The following is a 25,091-nucleotide window of genomic DNA, read 5'->3' as shown; positions in this document are numbered from 1 at the left end:
TTTTATCGCCATTATGCCTAAGCAATGTCGCAAATTCGTCCGGCGGTAATGCCGGACTGCTGAGATAGCCTTGGTATAAATCGCAGCCTTGGGCTTTCAGAAAATCGAACTGCTCCGACGTCTCCACGCCTTCAGCCAACACTTTCAGCCGCAAGGTATGCCCCATGGCGATGATCGCCGCGGCAATTTCCCGGTCATCCTGCTGCTGCGGAATGTCTTCGATAAAACTCTTGTCAATCTTAAGCATGTCGAGTTGGAAGCGCTTGAGATAGGCCAAGGAGGAATAGCCGGTGCCGAAGTCGTCAATCGCTAGCCGCACGCCCAAATCCCGCAAACGTTGCAGAATCGACGCCGCTTCCGACTCCCGCTCCATCAGGGCACTTTCGGTCAGTTCCAGTTCCAGTTGTTCGGGAGGGAAGCCCGTTTCGGCCAATATCGATGCCACCGTCTCGCTGATGTCCCCATGGCGCAATTGGTGTGAGGACAGGTTGACCGCCAACTTCAGCGGTGGCAAGCCCGCATCGATCCAGCGGCGTCCCTGCCGGCAGGCTTCCCGCAGTACCCATTCGCCGAGTGTCGCGATCAGTCCGGTTTCCTCGGCGACCGGGATGAACTGATTGGGAGTAATGTCGCCCTCGGTTTCGCTGTGCCAGCGGATGAGGGCCTCGGCACCCACCACGTGACCGGATGCGATGTCGATCTGAGGCTGATAATGCAGACTGAGTTCGTTGTGAACTAGCGCGCGGCGCAGCAGTGTTTCCAGGTTGATGCGCCGAATGGCGGCATAGGTCAGGTCGTCCGAGAAATAACTGAATTTGCCGCGGCCCTCAGCTTTGGCCCGATACAGCGCCGCGTCCGCCTGTTTCAGGAGTTCTTCGGGCGTTGTCCCATGCTCCGGATACAGACTAATCCCGATACTGACGCTGACACGAACCTCCACGCTATTCGATAAACGACAGGGTTCAGTCAAAGCTTCAATGATTTCGGTAGCGACCAGCGCCGCATCCTGAGGGTGCGACAAATCCTCCAGCAGGGCCGCGAATTCGTCGCCGCCCAGACGGGTGACGGTATCGATGCCGCGGAGCCGGCTGGTGAGGCGTTCAGCCACCCGTTGGAGCAATTCGTCTCCGGCCAAATGGCCGAAACTGTCGTTGATGTCCTTGAAACGGTCCAGGTCGAGCATCAGCAAGGCCAGCGACCTGCGATCGCGCTTACCTATATCGATGCCGTGTTGTAGTCGAGAAAACAGCAGCAGGCGGTTTGGTAGGCCGGTCAGTACATCATGGTGAGCGAGAAACTCAAGCCGTTCCGTAGCGTCCTTTATTTGGCTGAGGTCGGAAAACACGCCGACATAATGGGTGACCCGAGCCTGATCATCCAGTACGGCGCTGATGGTGAGCAACTGCGGATAGACCTCGCCGTTTTTTCGGCGGTTCCAGATTTCGCCTTGCCAATAACGGGTAGCGTCGAGTTGCGCCCACATGGCCTCGTAAAACGCTTTATCCTGTCGGCCGGATTGGAGTATCCGCGGTGTCAGTCCCAAAACGTCCTCTTCACTGTAGCCGGTGAGTTCGCAGAACGCCCGATTGACGAGGAGGATGTGCTCCGACGAATCCGTCACCATGACACCTTCACGAGCGGTCGCGAACATGGCCGAGGCCTGGCGCAGGCGTTCCATACTTTGCTTGCTTTCATCGATGTTGCTGATGATCAACTGGAACACAAGGCATCCATCTGCGTCTTGTGATCGTTTGGTTTCCAGCCGCGCCCAAAAGGGTGCGGCATTGCGCTTAACCAGGTGGAGTTCGATAGTTTGAGGTTTTCCGGTCGTTGGAAGCTGCTTGAGGTATAAGTGATACAGTTCCTGCTCGGCATGGAGAATAAATCGGGAAAAAAGCTGCTTGATTAATCCTTTCCGGGGCAAGCCCAATATCTCGGCTGCCGTAAGGTTCGCCTCCAGAATTAATCCTTGTTCATCCAGAGTGAGGTAACCCACGGGTGCCCGATGATACAAATCGAAATAGCGCGATTGCGAGACCTCAACTGCCAATAACGCCCGGCGCAGTTCTTCGTTTTGCATCTCCAGTTCGATTCGATGCACCTGCAACTCGTGTTGCAGGTAGTGCTCCCCCACGGGCGGTACGGAGTCAACGGAATCTTCGACTGACATAGACCTTCCTTGAAGCAGAGTTTCCGCCCGGCGACGCAAGAGTTCTCTCGAAGTCGCTAAAGGCACCTTCGTCCGACCGGATCGGCTCTTGGTATTCATGAGCAGCGGGATGGCAAGAAGGCACCTCTTCGCGAACGACAAAGGCTTGTGTGGGGGTTTGCATGCGCGTTAGTTATGCGCATGCTGATGTGATCCCAATCGCTCAGGCAAACTAACCAGAAAAGCCAAAGTGCCATAAAAGTAGAGAACTTCCGATAGTGTCAGTCAAGCTGGTGTTATTACCAATTGGAATTCCGGTTTGATTGAACCCGTTTAGTTGGTGGGCAAGCGTTTCTTCTCCGGGTTGCCTGCCGTGAATTCCCTCTTCGTGTGTTGGGGCAGAAAGCGATGCGGTAGTGGCTTGCAGACCTTTTCTGATGTAGAACAAGTAGCGGCGGCATAAGCCGCTGTCCGGCGAAAAGCCAGATTTCATGAGGACTGGCGCCTAACACATGATTCTCGTCACCGACGACTGGAGGGATCATGATTTCCAGACAGGGCAGTTAACCGACTCCTCAAATTCTGGGGTCCATTGCTATTTCCGCCAAAGTGAAAGCGCCTCAAGTGCTGCCACGGAGCGATCCACGCAAGGGGAGAGAGGGGTAGATGTAATCTAGGGCATTTGATGGACCGTAGACCGCAACCTCGACTTCCTCAATCTAGCGCGCCTCTACGATCAGTTTTGCCGCGCAACACTGCGGATAGACAAGGTTAAATTGCCAACTTACCCTTTCAACTGGACTTCGCGCCCCCAGTCGCCTGCAGATCATAGGATCAGCGTCGGATCTCACAAATTGACGCCATGATGCTGGCATTTGCTGAATGTTTTCCAAGCCTGTTGGCTGGGGTACGTAATGGCGTGGCCGTATTGGCTCTCCGTTTTGCCAGATAACATTTCACTTTGGTTGGGTACGTCAAAAATTCTTTCATTGTTTGCGTTGATGAACGCTTTGCTCGCAAATATTTCCATGCTTGAGAGTCAGACAAGGTGATCGAACCGGGGCCAGAACGGCTCGATCAGATCCGGGGTCGGGGATTCGTGATTCCACGCCAGATCGCGGAACAAACCGAGATAGGAGGCCAGGCCCTGCATCTGGCAAGCCTGCGCCGCGTCGAAATGCAGCAACGTGAAGCCGAGGTACGGCACAGCGTTGACCGGATCCTGCGGCGACCGGCGGTTTGAGCTCCAGGGACGGCGCGAACAGGGTGCAGTAGGCCTCGAAGTAACCGGCCGCGGCGGCGCATTCGATCTCGCACAGGCTGGGACGTTTCAAAGTTCTGCCAGAGGTCGCCCAAGGAATCCGATTCGAGGATAGCTTGAGGGTTGTCAATCAACACGCGAAGGACGGCGAAGAGCATTAGATCGCCACCTGGCCAAAACCAGCCGTACACCAAAACTGACGATTACTCTCAGGAGGAGGGAACTGCAATGACCGGCGAATCTGAAGCTAACGGCAAAAGCTCGTTGATGTTTGAAATGGGCATAACCGAACGAGAAATCGCCCAACGCAAAGCGTTCTTGGAATTTGGGGAGACTGACATAGCGGCCCTAACGGGCATCCATGATTTAGCTCAACAGTACGCTAATCCAGTCATCGAAGCATTCTATCGGCACCTGCTGGCCTTCGATGAAACGCGCGAGTTTTTCCGAGATGCCAAGGTACTCGAGAAGGTCAGAAACCTTCAACGATCGTATTTCCTAGACCTCACCGGTGGTGAATACGGCGAGGCTTACGTGGAAAACCGCCTAAAAATTGGAGCGATTCACGAGAAAATCGGGCTACCCGTAAAATCCTATCTGGGAATGTACAATTTCTACCTCCGGTCTGTTGCCGACCGATTGTTCGCTGCTTACCAAGACGCCCCGTCCGAAGCCCTTAAGGCCTATCAGGCGCTTTTGAAAGTAGTTTTTCTTGATATCGGACTATCGATTGACACCTACATCCAACAGCGAGAACAACTGATTCGAACCCAACGGGATGCGATCCGGGAACTGCCGACGCCGGTTCTGCAAGTCCGAGAGCGGCTTCTGATCCTGCCGGTGGTGGGCGAACTGGAAACCCATAGGGCACGTCAACTCACCGAACAGTTGCTGAACAGCATCAGTTCAACTCGTGCCAAGGTCGCGATCGTCGATATTACCGGCGTGCCCCTCGTAGACTCGAAGGTTGCGAACCATCTCTTACAAACGGTCAGCGCCGCGCGATTGATGGGGGCAACGGTGATTTTGACGGGCCTGTCTTCGCAAATCGCCCAAGCCCTGGTGGCAATCGGTGTAGATCTAAGTGAGGTGAAAACCACCGTCGACCTGCAGAGCGGCTTGGAGGAGGCAGAGGCACTGCTGGGATATCACCTGCTTCCTCCGGCCGAACGCTCGAGGCCCACTTGATTAGGGAGAACCACCGTATGAAGTCTCCCATTCTTAAATTGGGCCCTAACCTCATCGTCTCTTTGAATTCCGAAATGACTGACTCCGACTTGTTGGAATTGCAGGCGGTCCTGGTAGCAGAAGTCGGGCGATTCCGTTCTAAGGGCGTGATCTTGGAAGTCACTACGCTGGAGGTTATGGATTCCTTCGCAGCGCGCACCTTGCGCAATCTGGCACAAGCGGTGGGGCTGCGGGGTGCCCAAGCGGTCATTGTGGGTATTCGGCCCGAGGTGGCGCTCGCGATGGTGCAATTGGGATTGGAGCAACGGCTCTCCGGGGTTCATACGGTACTTGATCTTGAAGAGGCGCTGGGGGTTCTGAACCGGGAGAAAGCAGAGGTCGATCCGCAATGACGGAAAGCGTGCGCGTCGCTATCGGTTCGGATATTGACATCGTTCGGGCCCGCCAACAGGTCCGAACTTTGGCAAAGGAAGTGGGCTTTACTTCGAGCGAACTGACCCTGATTGTCACGGCACTCTCTGAATTGGCGCGCAACATAGTGGAATACGCTCGGTCCGGTGAAATCATCCTGGACCAAATTTGCCAGGGGACTCGGCGTGGCCTATCGATTACTGCGCGCGACGGTGGTCCGGGCATTGCGGACATTGATCTGGCCATGCGGGACGGATATTCCTCCGGGAAAGGCTTGGGTCTCGGTTTGCCTGGTACGAAGCGCCTAATGGACGATTTTGAAATCACCTCCGAAGTTGGCCATGGCACCCAGGTGAAGGTGACCAAATGGACTCATTGATTGAATATGGTGTCGCCATGCGACCGTTTCCGGGTGAGAAGGTTTCAGGAGACGCCTACCTGGTCAGGATGCTTGAGGACGGAGTCGTTCTTGCCGTGGTGGACGGACTGGGGCATGGCGACGAGGCCGCCAATGCGTCGCGCGTTGCGGTGAAAACATTGGACCGCTACGCGGCCGAAACGCCCAACGAATTGCTATTGCATACCCATCATGCATTGAAGAGCTCGCGCGGAGTTGCAATGAGTTTGGCATCCATAGATCAACGCAGCAATCGGATGGATTGGCTCGGTGTCGGCAACGTCGATGGACTCTTGGTCAGGTATGGTACCCAAATTCCGTCCATTGAAAGACTGCTTACGCGCGGCGGAGTGGTGGGATTTCAGCTACCCCCTCTGCGAAGAGCCAGCCTGTGCCTTCACTCCGGAGACCTAATTGTCCTGGCTTCGGACGGTATTCGGAGCGAATTCGGTTCCGCCTGGACGCTTGCCGATCCTCTGCTCAGGTGCCAGAAAGTTCAGAGCATTGCAGAACAGATTTTGAGGGAATTCGGCAAGGTGACGGATGATGCTCTGGTCCTTGTTGCACGCTATTGCGGAAGGTTGTCGTGAACAACGCACTTCTAGATTTCTTGGCAGCCTACTCGAAGGAGATGAAGAGTTACCTGACCCAGGGTGGCGAATTGGGCTTGCAGCGTGCCTACGAATTCGGCCGCAAGGCCGTGGATTCGGGAGTCGGCCTGCTGGAGATTGAATCTGCATACCATGAGGCCCTGAAGTCGGCCTTATCTAGATTGAAGATATCCGTTGAATGCTGTAGCGAGGTCGAGCTCGCTGGGGATTTTCTCGCCGAGAGTCTTGCGCCTTTCGAAATGACTCACCGGGGATTTCGGGAAGCCAATGAATCCCTACGTAAACTCAATCGTGCGTTGGAATTTGAGATCGCGGAACGCAAGCACGCCGAGGAAGAACTGCAAAAGGCTCATGACGAACTGGAGCGCCGCGTTCGTCAGCGTACGGCCGAGTTGGCGGAAACCAACCTGGCACTGCAAGCGGAAATCATCGAACGCCAGCACTACGAAGAAGAGCTGAGGCTACACGACCGCGCCATCGAAGCCTCCAGCGTCGGGATCATTATTACCGATGCCGTGTGCAAGGACTATCCCATCATCTACGTCAACCCCGCCTTTGCCGAGATGACCGGCTACTCGAGGGAAGAACTGATCGGGCGCAATCCGCGATTTCTCCAGGGGCCGGAAACGGACCCCGAGTCGCTCCAGAAAATCCGCGAGGCCTTGCAGCGAGGGGAGTCTTGTCTAGTCACCCTGAAAAACTATAGAAAGGACGGCACAAGTTTCTGGAACGAATTATTTATCTCGCCGGTGGAGAACAACCTTGGCAATATCGGTCACTTTATCGGAATCCAAACCGACGTGACTCAATTGCGGCAAGCAGAGGAGGAGCGTCATGAATTGGATATCGCCAAGCAAATCCAGCTATCTCTCCTTCCGGGCGCGCCGTTAAAGGCCGAAGGCGCGCTCATAGCCGGCTACTGCCAGCCGGCTCGCCACGTGGGGGGAGATTACTTCGATTATTTCTGTGGGAGGGACGGTATCGACATCGTCATTGCCGACGTTTCGGGCCATTCAGTTGGCGCGGCACTGGTGATGGCGGAAACCCGCAGTTCGCTGAAGGCGGAAGCATTAACCAAGGGCGCCGGCAAGGCAGTGGGAACGGCACAGATACTCCGGGCCTTGAACGCTCTCCTCTACGAAGACCTGAGCCGGGCTGATCTTTTTATTTCCATGTTTTACATGAAGTTCAATCGGGACACCCGGCGGCTTTCCTATGCCAACGCCGGACACAACCGACCATTGCTGCTGCGTGCCGGTGAGGCCAAATGCCGAGAGCTAGATGCTGATGGCCTCATTCTTGGCGTAAAGAAGGACGTTGCGTTCGAGGAAAACAGCACGATCTTAAACAAGGGCGACTTGCTGCTCCTTTACACGGACGGAATCACCGAGGCCCAGAATACCGAAGGTGACTTCTTTGGGGTCAAACGCCTGAACGAATTACTCATCGCTCACGCTGAAGATGCACCTCAGGAGATCATTGCTAGCATCGCCGCTGAAGTGAGGCGATTCAATGCCGGCGAGTTCTTTAGCGACGACGTCACCATGGTAGTTCTGAAAGTAATACCGGACACCATGTTAGATTGGCGATGAATACAGATTTGAGTGACCGGATGGCCGGGGCCACCAATACGCAAACCAGTCAGGTAAGCAGTCATTCACGCGGCGTTAAGCCCAGGCCGGGTATACACTCGGCCACTTAAACAGGGATTCAGTCGGCTCCGCGCTTTAACCGCGCGCGGATAGCCGATCCAGCTGTCGGCACGAATGCGCTGGATGCGTTCGACAAGCGGGCAGTGAGAGGTCCGCCAACTGGCTTTGGCGCCAAGGAAATGAGCGGCGCGTGGAGGCTAGTAGACAATCAAGTGCGACTGAAAAATCGCTGGACGCCTTGCCCCTGCGGCATATGCCAGACAAATGGCGGGGGAATCGATTACATTAGCCACGGAGTCAAAGGCGGGTGCCCTGAAAGTTAGGGGGACGTCGTTGATCCACAAGAGCTTCAGCATAACTAAACCCTGACTCATCCTTGACTGAACACTTGAGCATACCAACTTTGCCAGACGACCCAGTTTCCGATCTTCTCGTAGTCGGAATTGGCGCTTCAGCCGGAGGGCTGCGGGCCTTAGAAGCATTTTTCCGTGCTATTCCCCAAGGCATGACATGGGTATGCGTAATTGTTCAGCATCTACCTGTCCATGAAAATAGCAACATGCCTGAGCTCATCGCTCGGTGGACAGGAATGCCTGCGATTGTGGCGAAGGAATCAACGCATTTGAAAGCGGGGCACGTCTATTTGCCTTTGCCAGGCCATAGTTTGGTATTGCACGATGATCGCCTGGAACTCGCCGATTTGAGCTTCATTGGAAACCGCCAACGGCCCATTGATTATTTCCTGAGAAGCCTGGCAGCTGCAAAGGGCCGGAAAGCAGTCGGGGTAATTTTATCCGGCATGCTCAACGATGGAGCTATGGGACTTTATGCCGTTCGGCAACAGGGTGGACTCGGCTTAGTTCAGGAGCCTGCAAGCGCTGAGTTCGACAGTATGCCTAAGGCGGCCATCGAAGCGAATGGGGCCGACCTCATTCTACCGCCGGAACGCATGCCACATGCGATCCGAAACTTCCAAACCATCATTTCTGAATCAGATGTGAAGGCTACTGCAATCGAGGAGCACCCGAATGGTGTTTTCGATCGAATTACGGAGATTCTAAAGCGTGAGGTCTCGCAAGACTTTCGAGGCTACAAGAAAACCAGCTTGCTCCGAAGAATTTCCAGGCGCATGAGTCTGTGTGGAATCGATAGCATGGAAGCTTACTTCAACAGACTTGAGCAAGATTCGGATGAAGTTAGCCATTTGGCCAAGGATCTGATGATCGGAGTTACCGCTTTTTTCCGTGACCGCGAGGCGTATCACATCCTCGAAACCATCGTGATCCCCCGAATATTTCAGGACAAAAAGGAAAGCGAACCGCTGCGGGCATGGGTGGCAGGCTGCGCCAGCGGGCAGGAAGCCTACTCGCTGGCGATGCTATTGGCCGAGCAACGGGATCTGATCGCACCGCAAAGACCCATTTCGCTGTTCGCAACTGACTTCAATGAAAGTGCCTTGGAGATGGCGCGCTCGGGCCTCTATCTACTTAACGAAGTCAGCGATATCGATCCCCAACGACTGAGTCGTCACTTCGTCCCGTGCAAACAAGGATATCAGATCAACAAGAGCCTGCGCGAAATGATTGTTTTCGCCCAACACAACTTGGTTGCCGATCCCCCATTTTCACGTCTGGATCTTATCGTCTGCCGTAATGTCTTCATCTACTTGGAGCCCGAATTTCAGCGCCACCTCTTGTCAATCTTCCAATATTCGTTGAATAGCGGGGGCTTTTTGTTTCTTGGTAACTCCGAGTCCATCGGTCCGCAGTACCGAAATTTCGAAACCATTTCCAAACGTTGGCGTATCTATCGCAGCCTGCTAAAGGAGACGGCACGAAAAAAGGAAATGCCCACCTACAGCGGGCAAGCCTTTCCAAGGTTCATCTTTCCCGACGGTATCTACGAAACATCACGTGTTCCCAAACAAGAGCGAGTGTACGAGAACGTAATTAACCGCCATGGTCCTGCTCAAATCTTGATCGATGCGAAGCACGAGATTTTGTACAGTACTGGAAATACGTCGGACTTTCTTACCTTCCCTGCTGGACAGCCTTCCACAAACCTCTTCGCCAGCATGAAACCGGGACTACTAAGTTTGATTCAGTCTGCGGTTCAGGAGACACAACGCAAGAATGAAAGAATCACCAAGGTCGGCGCCCGAGGGAAGGCTGGTTTCGCGATCCAAGTCCAGGCTGTGCCGGTCCAGCCTCCCCCCGATGCCCAGTGGATTCTCCTCGTTCTAGATCGTTTGGCCGACACGCCCCCTAGTGAGGCTCTCGCCGAAACGAGCGACAGTTTGCTGGTCCAGCAGCTCGAACAAGAGTTGGTGGCCACACGCGACGATTTACAACGAAACATTGAACACCTGCGGCTTTCGAACGAGGAATTCAAGGCAGTGCACGAGGAAGCTGTGGCTATGAACGAGGAGTTGCAGTCCGCCAACGAGGAACTGGAGAGTTCAAAAGAGGAACTGCAATCACTTAATGAGGAATTGCTCAATTCGAACAGTACGCTAGACCTCAAAGTGGCTGAGTTGCACACCACCAACAATGATCTCAACAACCTGTTGAGCAGCACCCAAATCGCCACGATTTTTCTGGATAAGGAGTTCCGAATCAAGCGCTATACCCCCGCCATGGGTCGGTTAATGCATCTTATCGATACGGATATCGGCCGACCGATAAGTGACATTGCCAGTATTTTAAGGAACAGTGACCTGAAGGAAGATGCCCGGCAGGTCATGATTAGCGGTCAATCCATCGAATCTGAGGCCCAAGATACGCTTGATCGGTGGTACTTGAAGCGGGTCTTACCTTACCTGGTCGAAAACAAGCAGATCGAGGGGGTGGTTATCACGTTTTCCGAGGTGACCTCTTTGAAGCGGCTACAGCAGGCTTTGCAGCACAACGCCGAGCAACTGCAGCAGCAGGCCAACCTACTTGAATTGGCTCCGGTGCTTGCCCGTGACTTGGAGGACCGCATCATTTTCTGGAATCTGGGCGCGGCCGACTTGTACGGATGGAGTGCCGAAGAGGCTCTCGGTCAAGTTGCTCACGAACTGTTGCAAACCCAATTTCCGATTTCTTTGGGCGAAATCCGTGACTCGGTCTCGCGCACCGGGGAATGGCAAGGTGATCTGATCCATACCACCCGCGCCGGGCAAGCGATTTCTATCGCCAGCCATTGGAGGTTAATGCGGGACCAACATGGCGCACCGTGGTCCATTGTGGAAGTAAACAATGACATTACTCAACGCGTACGAGCCGAAACGGCTCTACGGGAAAGCGAACAAAGATTCCGTCAGGTCGCCGAAACCCTCCCGCAGGTCGTCTGGCTGATTGAATGGCGAGACAGCGGCGAACCTGAGGGGCTTGCATTTAGCATTCTCTACGTGAGCCACATGTTTGAGATCGTCTGGGGCCATCCGGTTTCACTTTTGTATCATGACCCGGCACTTTGGCTGCGTTGCCTCCATCCAGAAGATCGGGAGGGCGTGTCAGACCGGGTGTTCAGCCGAGCAGACGAGAGCGAGGTGGAATACGAGTATCGGATCGTAGGAGCCGACGGCAAGTCTCGGCTAATTCATGCTCACGCACTACCGGTTCCCAATGGAGTGTCATCGATGCGGCGCTCGGTTTGGATCACGGAGGATGTCACTGAGCGAAGACGCACCGAAAATAGTCTTCGTCAGGCCGCTGCGGTCTACGAATGTACTGCGGAAGGCGTCATGATTACTAATGCCGCTTGCCAGATTGTTGCCGTGAACCGAGCATTTTCCGAGATCACCGGCTATGACGAGTCAGAAGTGATCGGACAAAATCCGACCATCCTTAGCTCGGGCCGCCATGACCTCACCTACTATCAATCCTTTTGGTCCGAAATTGGACGAACAGGTCATTGGCAGGGAGAAATCTGGAATAGGCGCAAGAATGGAGAAATATATCCGGAATGGTTGACTGTCAGCTGTGTGCGTGACGAGCAAGATCAGATCCTTAATTATGTGGCTGTATTTTCCGATATCAGCCGCATTAAACATTCCGAAGAGCAATTGCGACGGCTCGCGCATTTCGATGCCCTAACCAATTTGCCCAACCGACTTTTGCTCTTGTCGCGACTCGAGCATGTTATAGAAGTAATCAATCGGCGTGGGCACGGCAGATGCGCGATCCTCTTCCTGGATCTGGACCGGTTCAAGAACATCAATGACAGTTTCGGTCATCCGGTGGGCGATGACGTTCTGGTGAATGTTGCTGCAAAATTGCTCACGCGTATCCGCAGCGAAGACACGCTTGCGCGTTTGGGTGGAGACGAGTTCGTCGTGCTCATGGAGGAATTGGATCGCCCCGAAGATGCGGCTGACCTCGCCCAAGATTTATTGGAGCTATTGGCTGCACCGGTTACTTTGTCCAATGGCAGCGAAGTTTTCATAACTGGGAGCATAGGCATCAGCATGTTTCCAAATGACGCAACCGAAGCGACGGAATTGCTGCAACATGCGGATGCCGCAATGTACCAAGCCAAAGAAAGCGGCCGAAACGCCTACCAATTCTATACGCGCGAACTTACGGTACGTGCAAAGCAGCGAATCGAATTGGAATCCCAATTGCGACATGCCCTGCTCAACGATGAGTTCACCATTCACTATCAACCTCAGGTGGATATCGCATCCGGCTGCATCTGCGGTTGCGAAGCTTTGATTCGCTGGCAACACAGCGACGGTAGTTTGGTGGCTCCGGGACGTTTCATTTCCTTGGCCGAAGAAAACGGGAGCATCATAGCGATTGGCCAATGGGTGCTGAAGCGTGCCTGCATGGACGGAGTGACCTGGATCAAGTCCGGACATGATGACCTTTGTCTCGCCGTCAATCTTTCGCCTCGACAATTCTTGCAGCCAGATTTGCCCGTGATGCTGGAAAAGATTCTCCATGAGACGGGGTTTCCGGCAAAAAATCTCGAGCTGGAAATCACCGAAGGGGCAATCATGGAGCACGGTCGCGAAGCCGAATCAACCTTGGATGCACTCAAGGTGCTGGGCGTGAAGATTTCGATTGATGACTTCGGTACGGGCTACTCGTCACTTGCCTATCTCAAGCGCTTCCCCATCGATAAGCTAAAAATTGATCAAAGCTTTGTCCACGACATTCCTCATGACCACAATGATATGGAAATCGCTGCCACCATTATCGCGATGAGCCGCAATTTGCGTATGCAAGTTCTTGCCGAGGGCGTGGAAACGGAGGAGCAACTAGGATTTCTGCGGGAGCGTGGGTGTGATGCCTATCAAGGATACTTGTTCAGTCGCGCACTCCCCATGGCCGAATGGGTCAAATTACTCAGCAAAGAAACTTCCCATCAAAACCGCGTGTGAAACATCGCCAGACCTCTAAATTGCTGCCATTTACTTGGAATCTAAGGCGAGGTTGAACGGCGGCTTTGGGCGATCATTTGACAAAACGGTAGGGCAGGTGAATGTTTGAATAAAGGGAGTTTTCGCCGCGCTTAGGTTTGGCGCACTCGGTTTGATCTGTGGTCGGGTTGTGATACCGGTCGAATTCTGGCCACGCCAGTGTTAAGCTGTCATATTGGTTAGTTTTCCGAAGTCGATATAGGGTCCTTCTACCGCGGTGAATTGTCTGGACATTGAGAGAGAAATTGCGGTACGGATACGCCGATTCCCGGCAAGCTGTTCCAACTCGGTTGTCGGGGGTTGGTTTGAACCATATAGGCCCAATGCCCTACCTGAAGCGCATTAGGGCCGGTGGACATCTGGTTGATCATCGTCCAACGTTTTAGCTTTTGAACCATGGTCCCTAGCCCGATCGTCGGGGAGTTTTCAGCTGAATAGGGAAGAATGTTGAAGGTCAAATAGACCTTGCCATCTGGGGTAACTGAGCCAATAACCGACTGACAGCTGGGTGTATTGGAATCAATTTGTGCGACGACACTCCCGTAAAAATAACCTTCCGAATAACCGGTTATATGAAATACTGTTTGGTCCGACAAGAACCGGAGTGTGTTTGTGATGGGTGAATAGGTGTATGCAGAAAGGTTCTTGGCCGGAACATACCAGAAAGTGCCGGCCAGCCAAGCCCATTGTTTGGTAGTTGCAGCTTGAGAAGTCGAAAATATCGCAAAGGACATGACTAGCAGCGGAAAAAGCTCTTTCATGGCTGTACTCTCGGACTATTGGCTAGCCGCCATCGCATCGTGGCCTCACCTGGCTCAACTCAAAGCATAGAAGAAGAACCTGAACCTCTCTCGTCACTCATAAGGGACGGAATATTCAACGTAACGTAGATTAAGCTCCGTGGTTCCGTAAAAGGCGGTTTATATTCATTAGTTTGCAAGTAAGTCTAGTTGGTCGGCAGCGTTATCGTGTATAGCCTATCTCAAAATGCGAAATCGCGGCTTGTAAACATGATCGCGTTTAACTTCTGGCCGAACACTTTCGTTCGACCACTCCATTCTGCTTGATTGGCAAGGCTTTGCCCGGCAATTTCCCTGTGACGAAAAAGCCGAAAACCGACGTTGAGTACGAATTGAAAAGGCCTGCCGAACGGCGGCAATGGCCTATGGTTTAGATAATTCACCCAGCAGAAGAGCATCGCACAGCGCGGCTGAGGCGCCTCACCGCACCACATACCAATAGAACTGCAAATTCGGCCTCGTCTGCATCAAGTTGTTCAAGGTGGCCAGGGTCGCCGGGCTCGGGACTTCCGGCGAAACGATGTGATAGTTGATCACCGTGTCCGCGGAGTAGCCTTTGCGCGGCGTGCCGGAGAAAATCCACTCGGTTCCGGTGAGCTGCTGCCGCTTGTGGCTAAACGCCGGGGCGAAGTTCTTGTCGTGAGTGGCCTCGAACACGTTCGTTTCGACGACGCCCTGCTTGCCGGCGACCGGTCGCTTGATCTCCATGACTCCTTCCGGACGGCGGTTGATGCCGCCACCGGCGATGTCGCGCTGATACTTGAAGCGATCGGTCACGCTTGATGATGGCGTTTTGCGCCCTGGTCCAAAGTTCGGATCCATTCTGAGAGGCTTGTCGGCGAGCCGCTCGGCCATCTGGCCGACGATTTGCTCGTTGATGGCACGTTCGTACTCGTTGCTGTAGAGCACGGCATTGGTTTTGTTCTTGCCGGTGATCTGGAATCCGCCTTCGTTGATGTGCACGCCGTTCTCTTGTCGCCACGTGCCCTGGCCGATTCGCTGCCGCACATCGCCGACTGGTGACGTCGGTGTGGCCCGCGGTGGCGGCGGAGGAGGCGGGGGCGGTGGTGGAGGCGGCTCGCCTTTACCGCCACCTTTGCCCCTCTTCTTATCTGACTTGCCGCCGCCCTCTTCGTCCTTCGAGCTACCGCTACCCTCGTCCTTGGACGAGGACTTCTTCTTGCGATCGTTGGCGTCGCCTCTGCTCTTGCGGCCGCCCTCACCTTTGTCGCTCGCGCTCATCTCCACGCGATCTTTTTCGTGCGCCTCCTTGGACCCCTTGCCGCCCTTTTTCCCGTCCGCCTTGCCGCTGCCGACATGCTCGTCAGGCGGAGCAGTCTTTAGCCCGCGATCCATGTCGTTGATCTTCGCTCCGGCCTTGCCGGCATCCGGCCGCTGAGTTGCGCGAGGATCGGTCGTAGCACCTTTGCCGCCGCCAACCTCGGGCACGTGCTCCGTGCCTTTGTGCATGCCGACGCCGATACGTCCGTCGCCGACGTCGACGCCGCGCATGTCGATCCCTTCGCGCGAAGCCAAGGTCGGCGATTCCGCCGCAACGTTCGCCTTTGCTTTCGGTGCATCGCCCGCGTGAGTCGCACCGCCTCCGAGTCGGGCATCGGCTACGTCAGGCGCATTGACGCCCGTGCCGCGTCCATGCGTGACCGAAGATCCGACGTCGACCGCAGCTGTCTCGACCATGCGCGTTCCCTTGCCGGACGCGTGCGGGTTGTGCACGACTGCGTCCACATTTATATGAGCCGCATCGACCGTCTGCTTGGGCGCGTGCTTCGGACGCAAGCCATGAGCGAGCAACGATGCACCCAGCATCGCGATCTGCGCCTTCGTCGGATCGATGCCGAGGATTTCCATCGACTTGTCGAATGCGATGCTGAACGCAATGCTCTTGGCCAAGCCGATGAGCCCGCCGGACACGAGGTCCGGCAGATAGCCGAGGATCTCGAAGAAGATTGGAATCAGCTCGAGCAGGTGCTCGGTGTTGCGCGCGACCTCGCCATAGAACGAATCGTCGGCGCAGATCTCGGCGAAGCGCGCCCTGCCGGCCTCGAACACAACCTGGTCCATGCCGTTGACCTGCAGGTAGGCGGTGTCGCGATCCCACCAGAGGAGATAGAAGTTGCCGATGGTCTCGCCGATGCGAATCTGCTGCGAGCCACCCATCATCCTCGGGTGCGAGACGGTGATGCGAATGTCCGAGACTTGCTTCCCTTTTTCTTCCCAGGCCTTCGTCACGATGCCGCGAATCAGTTGTGCTTGCAGCAGCGGCGTCAAAACCAGGCGCATCTTGTCCGCATGGATCATGAGCACGCCGGCGCCCTTGGCGAGCTCGGAAAAGTTGCCGAGCTTGTTGTTCCGGAGGCCGTACTCGAGTTGCTCGGCGAGGTCCGTGAAATACGCACCTTTCATGTCGCCCGGCTCGAGCAGCCACTTCGTTTCCTCTTCGTTGAACCCGCCGCGGAAATAGTTGTTGTGCTTGTATTGCGGGGCGACGTTCACGTACAGCTGACTCACTGCGTACAGATAAACGCACGCGCGATAGCGGTAGTCGAGACTCCTGCGCTCGCGGCAACGCTTGACCAGCTGCACGATCGTCATGCGATCCTTGTTGAATCGTAGCACTTCGACGATCTTGCCGAATGCCTTATTGAAGTTGTCGACGTTCCAGACTTTGTTGGCGATCGCGATCTCGCACTCACCGAGCGCGCTGTCAAGCAGCCGCTCCTGCTCCGGCGCCGACGCCGTATTGAACTCGCGCAGCGCCTGCAGGTCAGGATCCTTGTCGTACTTCTTGAAGTAAGCCAGCTTCACCTCGTCGATGAGGCGCACTTCTTTGGCAACCTTCAGCTCGATGTCGGGCCGCAGCCGCCCGGCAAAGTCACGCAGCTGTTCGAGCGCGGCGAAGCGCTGGTTCCAGATCGAATTCTTGGCCTCCAGCTTGAGCAGCACCTTCAAGGCGTAGTACGCATTGTTCTTCGCGACAGCAACGGACAGCGTGCTGAAAAAGACGACCATCGACTCCTTGCTTTGCTGCCCGGCGTAGTGATGCTCCGAGTCCTCCAGGTAGGCGAGCACACACAAGCGCAGGTCCTCGCCGTTGTGGGTGCGATGAAACTCGTGCAGCGCCTGTAGGTGCTCCTTGTCTCCCTTGCCGTCGACGTACTGACGGTAAACCCGGATGAACTCCTTCTGTACGCCGCTGAACGGCGTGTCCTTGCGATCTTCGGGGTGTGCCTTCTCCGTCGGCGCCGCATCCATCTGTGCTTTGCCGATGGGAACATCCTTATGGAATTTGGTGCGCTGATGCTTCGGATCGTCGATCGCGACGTCGTCCCGCAGGACTTTGCGGTCTTCAATCTGCTTCTTGATCCGCTGCTGGAAGTCGTAGACACCGGCGAGCGAGTCATAGCGCAGCTTCCACGTGCTGCCCGCAACTTTCGCGTTCGCCTCGAACGTGAACGCGTAGTCGAAGCCGCTCTTCTGCAAGGTCATCATCGACACGCCGAAGAAGATCAGCAGCGAATCCTTGCTGTTGCCCTCGTCGTAGGCCTGCGAAAGCTCGATGTAGATGCGAACGCAGCCCTGCAGATCGTCCCCTTTGGTGATCTTGTCGGTGAGCCTCTGGATTTCCTGCTGCGTGACCTTGCGCGGCTTCGCCATGTAGCCGCGAAACTTCTCGGCGAACTGCCGTTGGTGGTACGTCAGTTCCCGCTTCTTGATCTCGACCTGGCGCTTGATCTGGTCTTTCTCGTCGCCCTTGAGCTCCGCATAGCGCGTCTGCCACGGCGAGCCGCGCCGCTCGGTCATCGCTTCGACGTGCAGAGCGTCGAAGGGACCCCCGCTGGCTGCACGAACTGCGAGCTTGATGAAAACCGCGAGCGACTTGCGTCGTTGCGCCTGGTACTTGTCCTCGTCGAAGTACGCGCGCGTGCAGTCGCTCAGATCATCGGCGCTCAGCCTATCGATGAATTGGAACAGCGGCTTCTCGTCGCCGCCCGGCTGCTCGTAGGCGCGAAACAGCTCGAGAAACTGCTGCTGCTTGCTGGCCACAGCGGCATCAGGTATCTGGGTTGACGATGACACCAGTACCCTCGACGACGATCTTCTTCTCGACGTCCGGATCGCCGCGTTCGCCCGCCATGACGCGAGCGGCGTAGCGGATATTCTCCAGCTCCGCTCTTCGCACGTCCGCCTGCGCCTTCTTGACGTCGACGGCACGATGCAGCGCCTTGAAGTTCTCGAGGATCGGATGCTCGCCGGGCAGCGCTTCGATGAACAGCGAGCCGGTCGGCACGGTGATCAGCTCGCCCGGCCGCAGCGGATCCGTAAGCAGCTGCTTGTAGAACTCCTTCAGCGCGGGCTCGATCTCGCTGAACTCGTCGTCGCTCATCTTCTCCTTGAGGCAGCAGTAGAGTTGCTCGAACTCTTCCAGCGTCCAGTTGCCTAGCGCATCGGGATCGAGCAGGCCGAACTCGCTGTCGACGTACGGCGCCATCATGAAGTCGGTGAGCACGTTCGACTTCAGCAACGGGAAGATCATGTAGTTGCCTTTGAAGCCGAGCAGGTTGTCGAGATCGGCCACTTCGGCGAGTGTCTTCTCCTCCACGTCGATGATCGGACGACAGTAGAACGGATGGCGGATCTTGCGCTCCGTTCCAGTCTTGTTGAGATTCGCGACGGCGTCCTGCGGCGCTGGTATCGCAGCGGTCGTCTTGATGCGCAGGTTGTAGCTCGCAGCGGGCGCGCTCAGCTGTGGCACCTTGGTGTTGAAGAGCCTGAAGAATCGCTGGTCTGGATGCTCGTAGCTCCAGATCGCCTGCATATAGTGCAGGATGTGGTCCTTCACGTGACTCTTGAGCCGCGCGATCAGGATCTCCTTCTCGTTGATGTCCTTGCGCTTCTCGGCGACTTCTTTCGTCAGGCCGTTCAGCACGCTCGTCTCGTGCTCGAGTCGTCCCATCAGCTCGCGCCGCTCGCGGTCCGCACGCTCATAAGCATCCTTGATGCCCTCGCGGCGAATGCGCTGTGCCTCTTTGGGATCATCGCCTTTACCGAAGCCGAGCAGACTCCCAACACCTTTGATGGCACTCTCAGCAGAATCGAGTTGGCTGCCGAGCAGGGGAATGCCGTCCCAGAAATCACGGTCTTCTGCTATGTCCGCTTCCTTATTGATCGCGGCTTGCATGAGCCGGCTCATGCGACCGGTCTCGTCCGTGTAGTAGCGCACGTTCTGCCGCAGATCGCGCACGATCTTGCGTTGCTCGAGAACAGTGCGCTCGAGCTCGCGCAACAGCAGGATGTCGCCGCGCACGCTCACGATGCAGTCGAACGCGTACACGAAGCTGTCGTCCAGCAACGCGCGCTTGATGATCCAGTCGTGACGCGTGAGCCACTCGTCATCGATTTCGTGCGGCGCCGGCATTTCCTGTGCCACCAGCACGACCGGTCGCATCCGATGCAGGCGCTCGTTGACGCGAAACTGGCGTTGTAGCTCGTAGAACAGGTACGTGACGGTCAGTTCGTCGTTCGGATTGCTGATCTCACCGGACTCGGTGTTCTCGCGCTCCTCTGAGGTATCGGTCGAGATTTCGACGCGCCGCTCGGTCTTGTACTCCTGCGCCGCCTTGATGACCGATTCGCGGAAGTCCTTCTTGGTCTGATTCGACTCGCGTTGTGCTTCATTCGAGAAGTTGGTCGAGACGTTGGCGCCGATCTTGATCACCTCGCCGATCGGAATGTCGAACGTGGAGGTCGAGTTCATTGCGAACGTGCTCTTGTTGAGCGCCTTGTTGACGATCTCGGATTCGGCCCGGCTCGTGTCTGAGGTATCGGTCTTGGTGATGCGCAGGTTGTCTTCGATTTCCTTCTGCGAACGGCTCTTCTTCACCAGCGTGCGCTTGCTGTACTTGCGCACCTCTTTCGGCGCCAGCGGAATTGTGCGCACCAGCTCGCCGGCCGAGTAGCCTGCCGGATTCCATTCCTGGCGATAAGTGAGGAGCACGCCGAAGTTGATGCTGCGCTCGACGGAATCGGCAGCGAAATAGGTGAACGAGTAGCGTTCCTTCAGTTTCTGGTTCAGCTCCTGTGCGAGGGAATCCGCTTCGGTGTAGCTGTCCAGGTCCGTCTTGAGCCGCGTCGCCTGTTCGACACGCTCGCAGACGTTGTCGAGCAGCCGTTGCCCCTTCTGCCGGAACGCCGCGATGACATCGAAGCCGTCGCGATCGAGCAAGTGGCCCTTGTTGATGAACGGCACCGCCGGCGTCGCGCCGTTCAGGAAGTTCAGCCAGATGTTGTTGTTGCCATCGTCCGTGTCGTGATACTTGCCGAGCATCGCCGACGTGAGTCGCGTCAGGGCGCTCTGCTCGTTCGTCGACATCTTGTTCCACAGGTCGACCGCGTCCGGGAACTCGAAGATCACCGCCGGTGGCGGTTGCGACTGTTGCTGCTGTGGCTCGAGCTTCAGGAAGCGCACCGTCGAGCTGATGTTGAGGATCAGGTCCTTGAGCTTGGTCGGCTTCTGGCCCACGCCCACGACCTGGTCGTAGAGCGCTTCGCCCTGCTGCAGGATGCCGAGGTCCGTTGCCTCCTTCCACACGTGCTCGAACGCGATATTCAATGTGTGAAAATCGAAGAGCGCAGGGCTGTCGGCCGGCCCCTTGGTGAAGTGCAAACCAGTGATGTGCTGGCCGATCTGGTCGAGTGAGGCGCGCGACTTGCTCTCGACGCCGAAGTTGAGGACACCTTCGGGAGCAGTCACGTGCTCCATCTGCGTGGCGATGTAATCGAACACATCGGAGGGCTGAGCCGGTGCCAAGTCCGGTGCGAGGAGGATCGGTCCAGGCGTCGGCGTCGGCGTCGGGACGGGCGTGCCATCGGGATCGTGATCGTGGCCTTCGCAGGTGATGTCGCCTTTGATCAGTCGCATGCAGGTGCGAACCTGCGGATGGTCCATCAGGAAGTCGTTCGCAGATCCGTCCGTGCTGTTGTTGCCGCCGAACAGAGCCGGCAGGATCTCATCCTGGACGATGTCGGACGGCAGCACGAATTCATCGCCCTGTACGAAAGGCTGATACTTCGCGATCTGCGCCTCGGTGAGATAGATGAAGCCGCTGGCCGTCGCACGCGGCTTGCCGGCCGGCGGCTCGTTGAACACATTCTTGATATGCAGCTTGGTGTTGTGCAGCGCTTTGGCCTGGACGCTCTCGTTGTCGTTGACGAACCGGACGCTATCACGCACAGCTTTGGGAACCTTCGACAGCTCTTCCTTCACGTTGACGGAGAAAGTCGTGGTCCGCTCTTGCACGTACTGTGCGTGGTCGACTTCGATCTGCTGCTTGAGAATGTCAGCCTTGCGCTCGAAATAGCGCTTGCCGGCCTTGAGCTTGCCTTCGAACGCGACCAGATCCGCTTCGCCATCATCCGTGCCTGGCGTCGTCGGCACTTCGGGCAATGGGAGGCCGGCCTTCTTCAGATCGGCGACCGTGAGCTGCACGAAGTAGCTCTCGATTCGGCCGGCGTCCTGACGCACTTCGGGCGAGAAGAACAGGATCAAATCCTTGAGCGCTTTGCCCGGCGTTTCTGGCGCCAACACCAGCATCAAAAGATCCGGCCGCTTCTCGGTCGCGTTGCGGATGCGGTATTCGCTGTCCTCGTAGCCCAAGCTGAACGAGCCGTCGGCCGCGGTGAGCACGGAACCGATGCGATCGCCGAGCGCATTGAGGCCGCTGTCGTTCGTCGCGCTGATCGAGAGCCGGGCAATCGATTCCTCCGGCTTGGTATCGGGATCGACGTCGTATAGAACGACCAGCAGATTGGGGATGCCGGCCGGCGGTTCGGCCAGCATGACCTTGCCGGAGATGGTGTTGACGCTGGGGGCTGGAGTAGGCGTCGGCGTCGGTGTCAGCGCTGAAGCGGTAGCCATGGCAAGTCACCTTAAGGATAGAAGGATGGGAAATTCAATGGGCTCCGCCGCCCATTGTGGGCGAGTGCCGTCTCGGTGGCGGGCAGCGCGTTGCTGAAATGAAGCTGAGAGAGGCTGGTGATGCCCCGTTCCGAGGTGATCAGCTCAGTGGCCGCAGCCTTCAGTGCCACATTGCGGTCCCGTGCTTCGTTGGCGGCCTGCAGACTGTTGCCGAATTGCTCACTGGGTTGGACCGAGGCGGCGGCGCCTGGTGCCAGTGGGCGGAGGAACAGGAATCGGAAGACTTCGTCCATACGAGATACTCCTCATTGGCTACAGGGGGGTATGGTTGGCTCCAAAGCCACTTGGATACGTGGGCTAAGTAAATCCTAATGGACTACGAGTTAGTAGGAATTATTATCATTTTTTACGTGAGATTCTGGCGTGACTTTCTTTTACAGAGGATGCGACGGGTTAGCCCCGAAACTTGAGTCAAAGCGATCTCGCCCCATTGAGCGATTGGAACAATACTGTTGATGCATGACTTTGGACAAAATGAACCATTCTATCCAATGTTTGAAAGTCTGCCCCAACCGTGATGCGGCTTACAGCGCTGTTCTAGCGAAACAACGGGGCTTCCTGTGAACGTCGGCTTTGGCCGAGAATTTTTCGCGAGCCCCTAACAATCGAACGACTATGAAGGAAACCTATCCGGCCATTTGACGCTGGAACGGTTGAACCTGAGCAGGTCGCCGAAGTTGGTTACACAGAGTAGCTGCCAACTGATCGGACCTAATGCTCATTCAACAAGTGCCTTAGCCGCCACACATTGTCAGCCGGTCGGTACTCGGTTGATGTCATGGTCTTACATCCATGTCGGAGACGAAAGCCATTGCTTTGTTACTTTTTTCGTCTAGCGGAAAGCGCACGCCAAACCTTAAAAAAGTCATTTATAAAGTCCGGTATGCGGCGCCTGCAGCGGCCCCGGATACTCCTTGAATTTTTCGAAACCAGACCACAATAAAGGAGGATTGAATTCATTTGGTTTTTAAAAATTCCTTCAAAGCATATTTGTCGGAAGCCGAGAGACTTGCTCCGAAAGGATGCCCTTTGGTTTCGTTCCAATCCGCGCATAAGCTTTCTGTTAGGTTGGTGGGGTTGACATTAGCGAATGATCCCACCGGGGTTTCTGCGGGCAGCGTATTGGAGCCAATGGTTACCGCATCTGTGGTCAACAATATCAAAGGGGCGCGTTCATCGGGGTTGAGAAGGAGTTCCATGGCGTCCTCGTAGGCCGCAATGCGACCTTTTACCGAGGGATCACCTGAATAGGAACCGATCCGATTGTTGTGTAGAAATGGTGCTGTGGCCCACAAACCCAACAAGGGCACGTCCCGGTAGAATCCCGGGCCTCCGGTCGGCCTTGCCTTGTATTGATCGGAGGAAAACTCCGCCCAGATATGGCCGACCTCCCAGTTGGTGGTTAAAGCGCGACAAGGGTTGGTCCCGATCTCATTGGTCGGATGTAACAGATCGTCCGATAACACGATGTGCGAGCCGGATAGCTCATTGGAATGACACGAAGCACATTCGGACTCAAAGACATTCTTGCCCGCTTTGACCACTCGCTCGTCAACAAAGCGTTGCCCGCCAGGCGCCTTTTTCAGGCGAGGGGGTTTGGTGGTTTGCATGAACGTACACATATCAACCACCTCCTTCTCGGCCTGTTGAAAGTCCGGGCAAACAGCTCTGCATTGGTCCTTGCTGATGGGGGTCTGAGCGCCGCCAGGTCCATTGGCGAGATGGTCGACCATGCATTCCTGAGCACACATCCCGATATTAAAAAAGACCCGGAGCGCCGCATTTTCGCAGCCGGTATCGTCTTCTCCGCCCTGGCCAGAACGGTGCACTTGAATCGCTATTCCGTCCTGAGTTAGGTCGAAAAATGGGCGATCGGGAAGATTAAAAAACTGGGTGATGATCCCGGGGTTGTTGATGTGGTCGTTTTCAATCGCTGTCGTATCCACAGTCCCTGGAGCCCAGGTATGAAAAATTTGATAGCGCGGGTCGTGTGAGGAGAGGTGAGCGCTAAAAATCTTCCCGATATTGAGGTACTGATTGCCTATCGTCGGATGAATGTCGTCCCAAGTCGGATGATTCGGATCGGCCGGGGGATGTTCCGGATTCAGGCCCGCATGGCAGCCTGCACAAGTCACCCCGATGAGCATCTGACCATCAGCGCCAGTGAACTTGCGGATGCCGACAACGCCGGACGATTGTGGATCGCGGCAGCGATCGAAAAAGCCGGTTGAGGCATTGCCGGTTCGGCAGCCAGGATCGTTGATGACACCGTATCGCTGAAAGCGCGTATCGCGGTTGGAGGCCAGCAGTTCGTCGAATCCAAGCGGGAGATTGAAAGGTGCCTTGGGTAAAATCAGGCTGAAAAATTTCTCGCCACCAAACGTACTTTTGAACCAGACGTCGCGTCCATGGCGTTCTGCAGGAGTCAAACCACGGATGAATCGCGGATTTTCGAACTCTAATGTAGCGCTTTTTGATGGGGCGACGGCAGGAACTGCAAAAGAAATGTTTGAAGTGCCGAATACAAAGATTCCGAACAGGACCGTAGCCATGTTGCTCTTGAATATGAGCGCCTTCATACACCTTTACCTCCAGCCGAAGAGCTCACGGGGCATGCGAACTGTCGTTCACTAGACTCACGTTGTCCGCTTTATCTCTCACGCTGTGGCGATTTGATACTGCAATCGTGTGCTTCGTAAATCCGTATGTTTACCTTCAGTTTCCATGCTGACGATGGAAAAATTAAATGCAATCGTCACCAGTCGATAGTAATGGTGTGCACTCGGTGCCTCAAAGCGGACAGTGCCAAACGGCCGGATCTTGCCGGTGGCCCCATTCCGAGGATATTCCATAACCTGTCGTTCGTGGTGAACTGTAAATTTGAGACGAGTGTCCGGTTCTGGCCGATTGTGTTGAAAAACAGCCTTTCCAATCGTGGGTCGCGAATACCGATTGACCGATTAGAAAATCATTTTGACGGACGGCGATCGGTTTTCGCGGGTTGAGACGGGCTGTCCCGCCGTTATGCGGGTACTTCGGTGGCTTTTGGCGCCATTGGCATCAGCCATTTCGCCATTCTTCGCAAATTCTGGGCAGTCGCCGCCAGTAGGAACTCGTCCCGGGCGCCGCTGAAGCCACGCAGACGCAGCTTGTCGAGCCTGAGGATGCGCTTGAGATGGGCGAACAGCATTTCCACCTTCTTGCGATCTTTCATCGATT

13 protein-coding genes and 2 pseudogenes are annotated in these 25,091 nt (G+C 55.7%); 6 read left to right on the top strand and 9 right to left on the bottom strand.

Going from position 1 to position 25,091, the window contains the following annotated elements:
• Positions 1–64: 64 nt before the first annotated feature.
• The 3 genes and pseudogenes from EK23_RS19910 to EK23_RS22815 form a co-directional block, all read right to left on the bottom strand.
• A pseudogene (locus tag EK23_RS19910) lies at positions 65–2,080 on the bottom strand (putative bifunctional diguanylate cyclase/phosphodiesterase); the annotation flags it as partial.
• Positions 2,081–2,381: 301 nt separating this feature from the next.
• Entirely contained in the window at positions 2,382–2,642 is a 261-nt protein-coding gene (locus tag EK23_RS23500; RefSeq protein WP_145998755.1) for a hypothetical protein, read from the bottom strand.
• 546 nt (positions 2,643–3,188) lie between these two features.
• Positions 3,189–3,377: pseudogene (locus tag EK23_RS22815) on the bottom strand (CRISPR-associated endonuclease Cas1); the annotation flags it as partial.
• 261 nt (positions 3,378–3,638) lie between these two features.
• On the opposite strand from EK23_RS22815, the gene EK23_RS19905 reads away from it, so the two are divergent.
• The 6 genes from EK23_RS19905 (at position 3,639) to EK23_RS22170 (ending at position 13,037) form a co-directional block, all read left to right on the top strand.
• Positions 3,639–4,598 (top strand): protoglobin domain-containing protein, encoded by a 960-nt coding sequence (locus EK23_RS19905; RefSeq protein WP_045227158.1) that lies wholly within the window; start codon positions 3,639–3,641, stop codon positions 4,596–4,598.
• 17 nt (positions 4,599–4,615) lie between these two features.
• The gene (locus EK23_RS19900) at positions 4,616–4,990 is read left to right on the top strand and encodes an STAS domain-containing protein (protein WP_045227157.1); all 375 of its coding nucleotides are present in this window, start codon (positions 4,616–4,618) and stop codon (positions 4,988–4,990) included.
• Complete coding sequence (locus EK23_RS19895; protein ID WP_045227156.1) at positions 4,987–5,388, top strand: anti-sigma regulatory factor; 402 nt, start codon at positions 4,987–4,989, stop codon at positions 5,386–5,388. The genes EK23_RS19900 and EK23_RS19895 overlap by 4 nt, the downstream gene beginning before the upstream one ends.
• The gene (locus EK23_RS19890; RefSeq protein WP_045227155.1) at positions 5,376–5,996 is read left to right on the top strand and encodes a SpoIIE family protein phosphatase; all 621 of its coding nucleotides are present in this window, start codon (positions 5,376–5,378) and stop codon (positions 5,994–5,996) included. Before EK23_RS19895 ends, EK23_RS19890 begins: the two co-directional genes overlap by 13 nt.
• On the top strand, positions 5,993–7,609 hold the full coding sequence (locus EK23_RS19885; protein ID WP_045227154.1) for a SpoIIE family protein phosphatase: 1,617 nt from the start codon (positions 5,993–5,995) through the stop codon (positions 7,607–7,609). The genes EK23_RS19890 and EK23_RS19885 overlap by 4 nt, the downstream gene beginning before the upstream one ends.
• Before the next feature lie 436 nt (positions 7,610–8,045).
• On the top strand, positions 8,046–13,037 hold the full coding sequence (locus tag EK23_RS22170; protein ID WP_082054366.1) for an EAL domain-containing protein: 4,992 nt from the start codon (positions 8,046–8,048) through the stop codon (positions 13,035–13,037).
• 248 nt (positions 13,038–13,285) lie between these two features.
• On the opposite strand, the gene EK23_RS23495 is transcribed toward EK23_RS22170, so the two are convergent.
• From EK23_RS23495 to EK23_RS19855, 6 genes are all read right to left on the bottom strand, one after another.
• A complete protein-coding gene (locus EK23_RS23495; protein WP_145998754.1) occupies positions 13,286–13,837 on the bottom strand; it encodes a hypothetical protein in 552 nt (183 codons plus the stop codon).
• 459 nt (positions 13,838–14,296) lie between these two features.
• A complete protein-coding gene (locus EK23_RS19875) occupies positions 14,297–17,941 on the bottom strand; it encodes a hypothetical protein (protein WP_045227153.1) in 3,645 nt (1,214 codons plus the stop codon).
• Between the two features lie 7 nt (positions 17,942–17,948).
• On the bottom strand, positions 17,949–21,812 hold the full coding sequence (locus EK23_RS19870; RefSeq protein ID WP_045227152.1) for a hypothetical protein: 3,864 nt from the start codon (positions 21,810–21,812) through the stop codon (positions 17,949–17,951).
• 11 nt (positions 21,813–21,823) lie between these two features.
• A complete protein-coding gene (locus EK23_RS19865; protein ID WP_045227151.1) occupies positions 21,824–22,105 on the bottom strand; it encodes a hypothetical protein in 282 nt (93 codons plus the stop codon).
• Positions 22,106–22,828: 723 nt separating this feature from the next.
• Positions 22,829–24,451, bottom strand: a complete 1,623-nt coding sequence (locus EK23_RS19860) for a hypothetical protein (RefSeq protein WP_052808386.1) — start codon at positions 24,449–24,451, stop codon at positions 22,829–22,831.
• Positions 24,452–24,894: 443 nt separating this feature from the next.
• On the bottom strand, positions 24,895–25,091 hold a 197-nt coding region (locus tag EK23_RS19855; protein ID WP_045226718.1), incomplete at its 5' end, for a transposase.

Origin of the sequence: Methyloterricola oryzae (genome assembly GCF_000934725.1) — a bacterium.
GTDB classification, from domain to species: Bacteria; Pseudomonadota; Gammaproteobacteria; order Methylococcales; family Methylococcaceae; genus Methyloterricola; species Methyloterricola oryzae.
This window is presented reverse-complemented; position numbering and strand designations above follow the sequence as displayed.

Coding starts and splice junctions, on each gene's coding strand:
- EK23_RS19905 (WP_045227158.1), top strand. CDS start 3,639: ATGACCGGCGAATCTGAAGCTAACGGCAAAAGCTCGTTGATGTTTGAA.
- EK23_RS19900 (WP_045227157.1), top strand. CDS start 4,616: ATGAAGTCTCCCATTCTTAAATTGGGCCCTAACCTCATCGTCTCTTTG.
- EK23_RS19895 (WP_045227156.1), top strand. CDS start 4,987: ATGACGGAAAGCGTGCGCGTCGCTATCGGTTCGGATATTGACATCGTT.
- EK23_RS19890 (WP_045227155.1), top strand. CDS start 5,376: ATGGACTCATTGATTGAATATGGTGTCGCCATGCGACCGTTTCCGGGT.
- EK23_RS23500 (WP_145998755.1), bottom strand. CDS start 2,642: ATGAAATCTGGCTTTTCGCCGGACAGCGGCTTATGCCGCCGCTACTTG.
- EK23_RS19860 (WP_052808386.1), bottom strand. CDS start 24,451: ATGAAGGCGCTCATATTCAAGAGCAACATGGCTACGGTCCTGTTCGGA.
- EK23_RS19870 (WP_045227152.1), bottom strand. CDS start 21,812: ATGGCTACCGCTTCAGCGCTGACACCGACGCCGACGCCTACTCCAGCC.
- EK23_RS19865 (WP_045227151.1), bottom strand. CDS start 22,105: ATGGACGAAGTCTTCCGATTCCTGTTCCTCCGCCCACTGGCACCAGGC.
- EK23_RS23495 (WP_145998754.1), bottom strand. CDS start 13,837: ATGAAAGAGCTTTTTCCGCTGCTAGTCATGTCCTTTGCGATATTTTCG.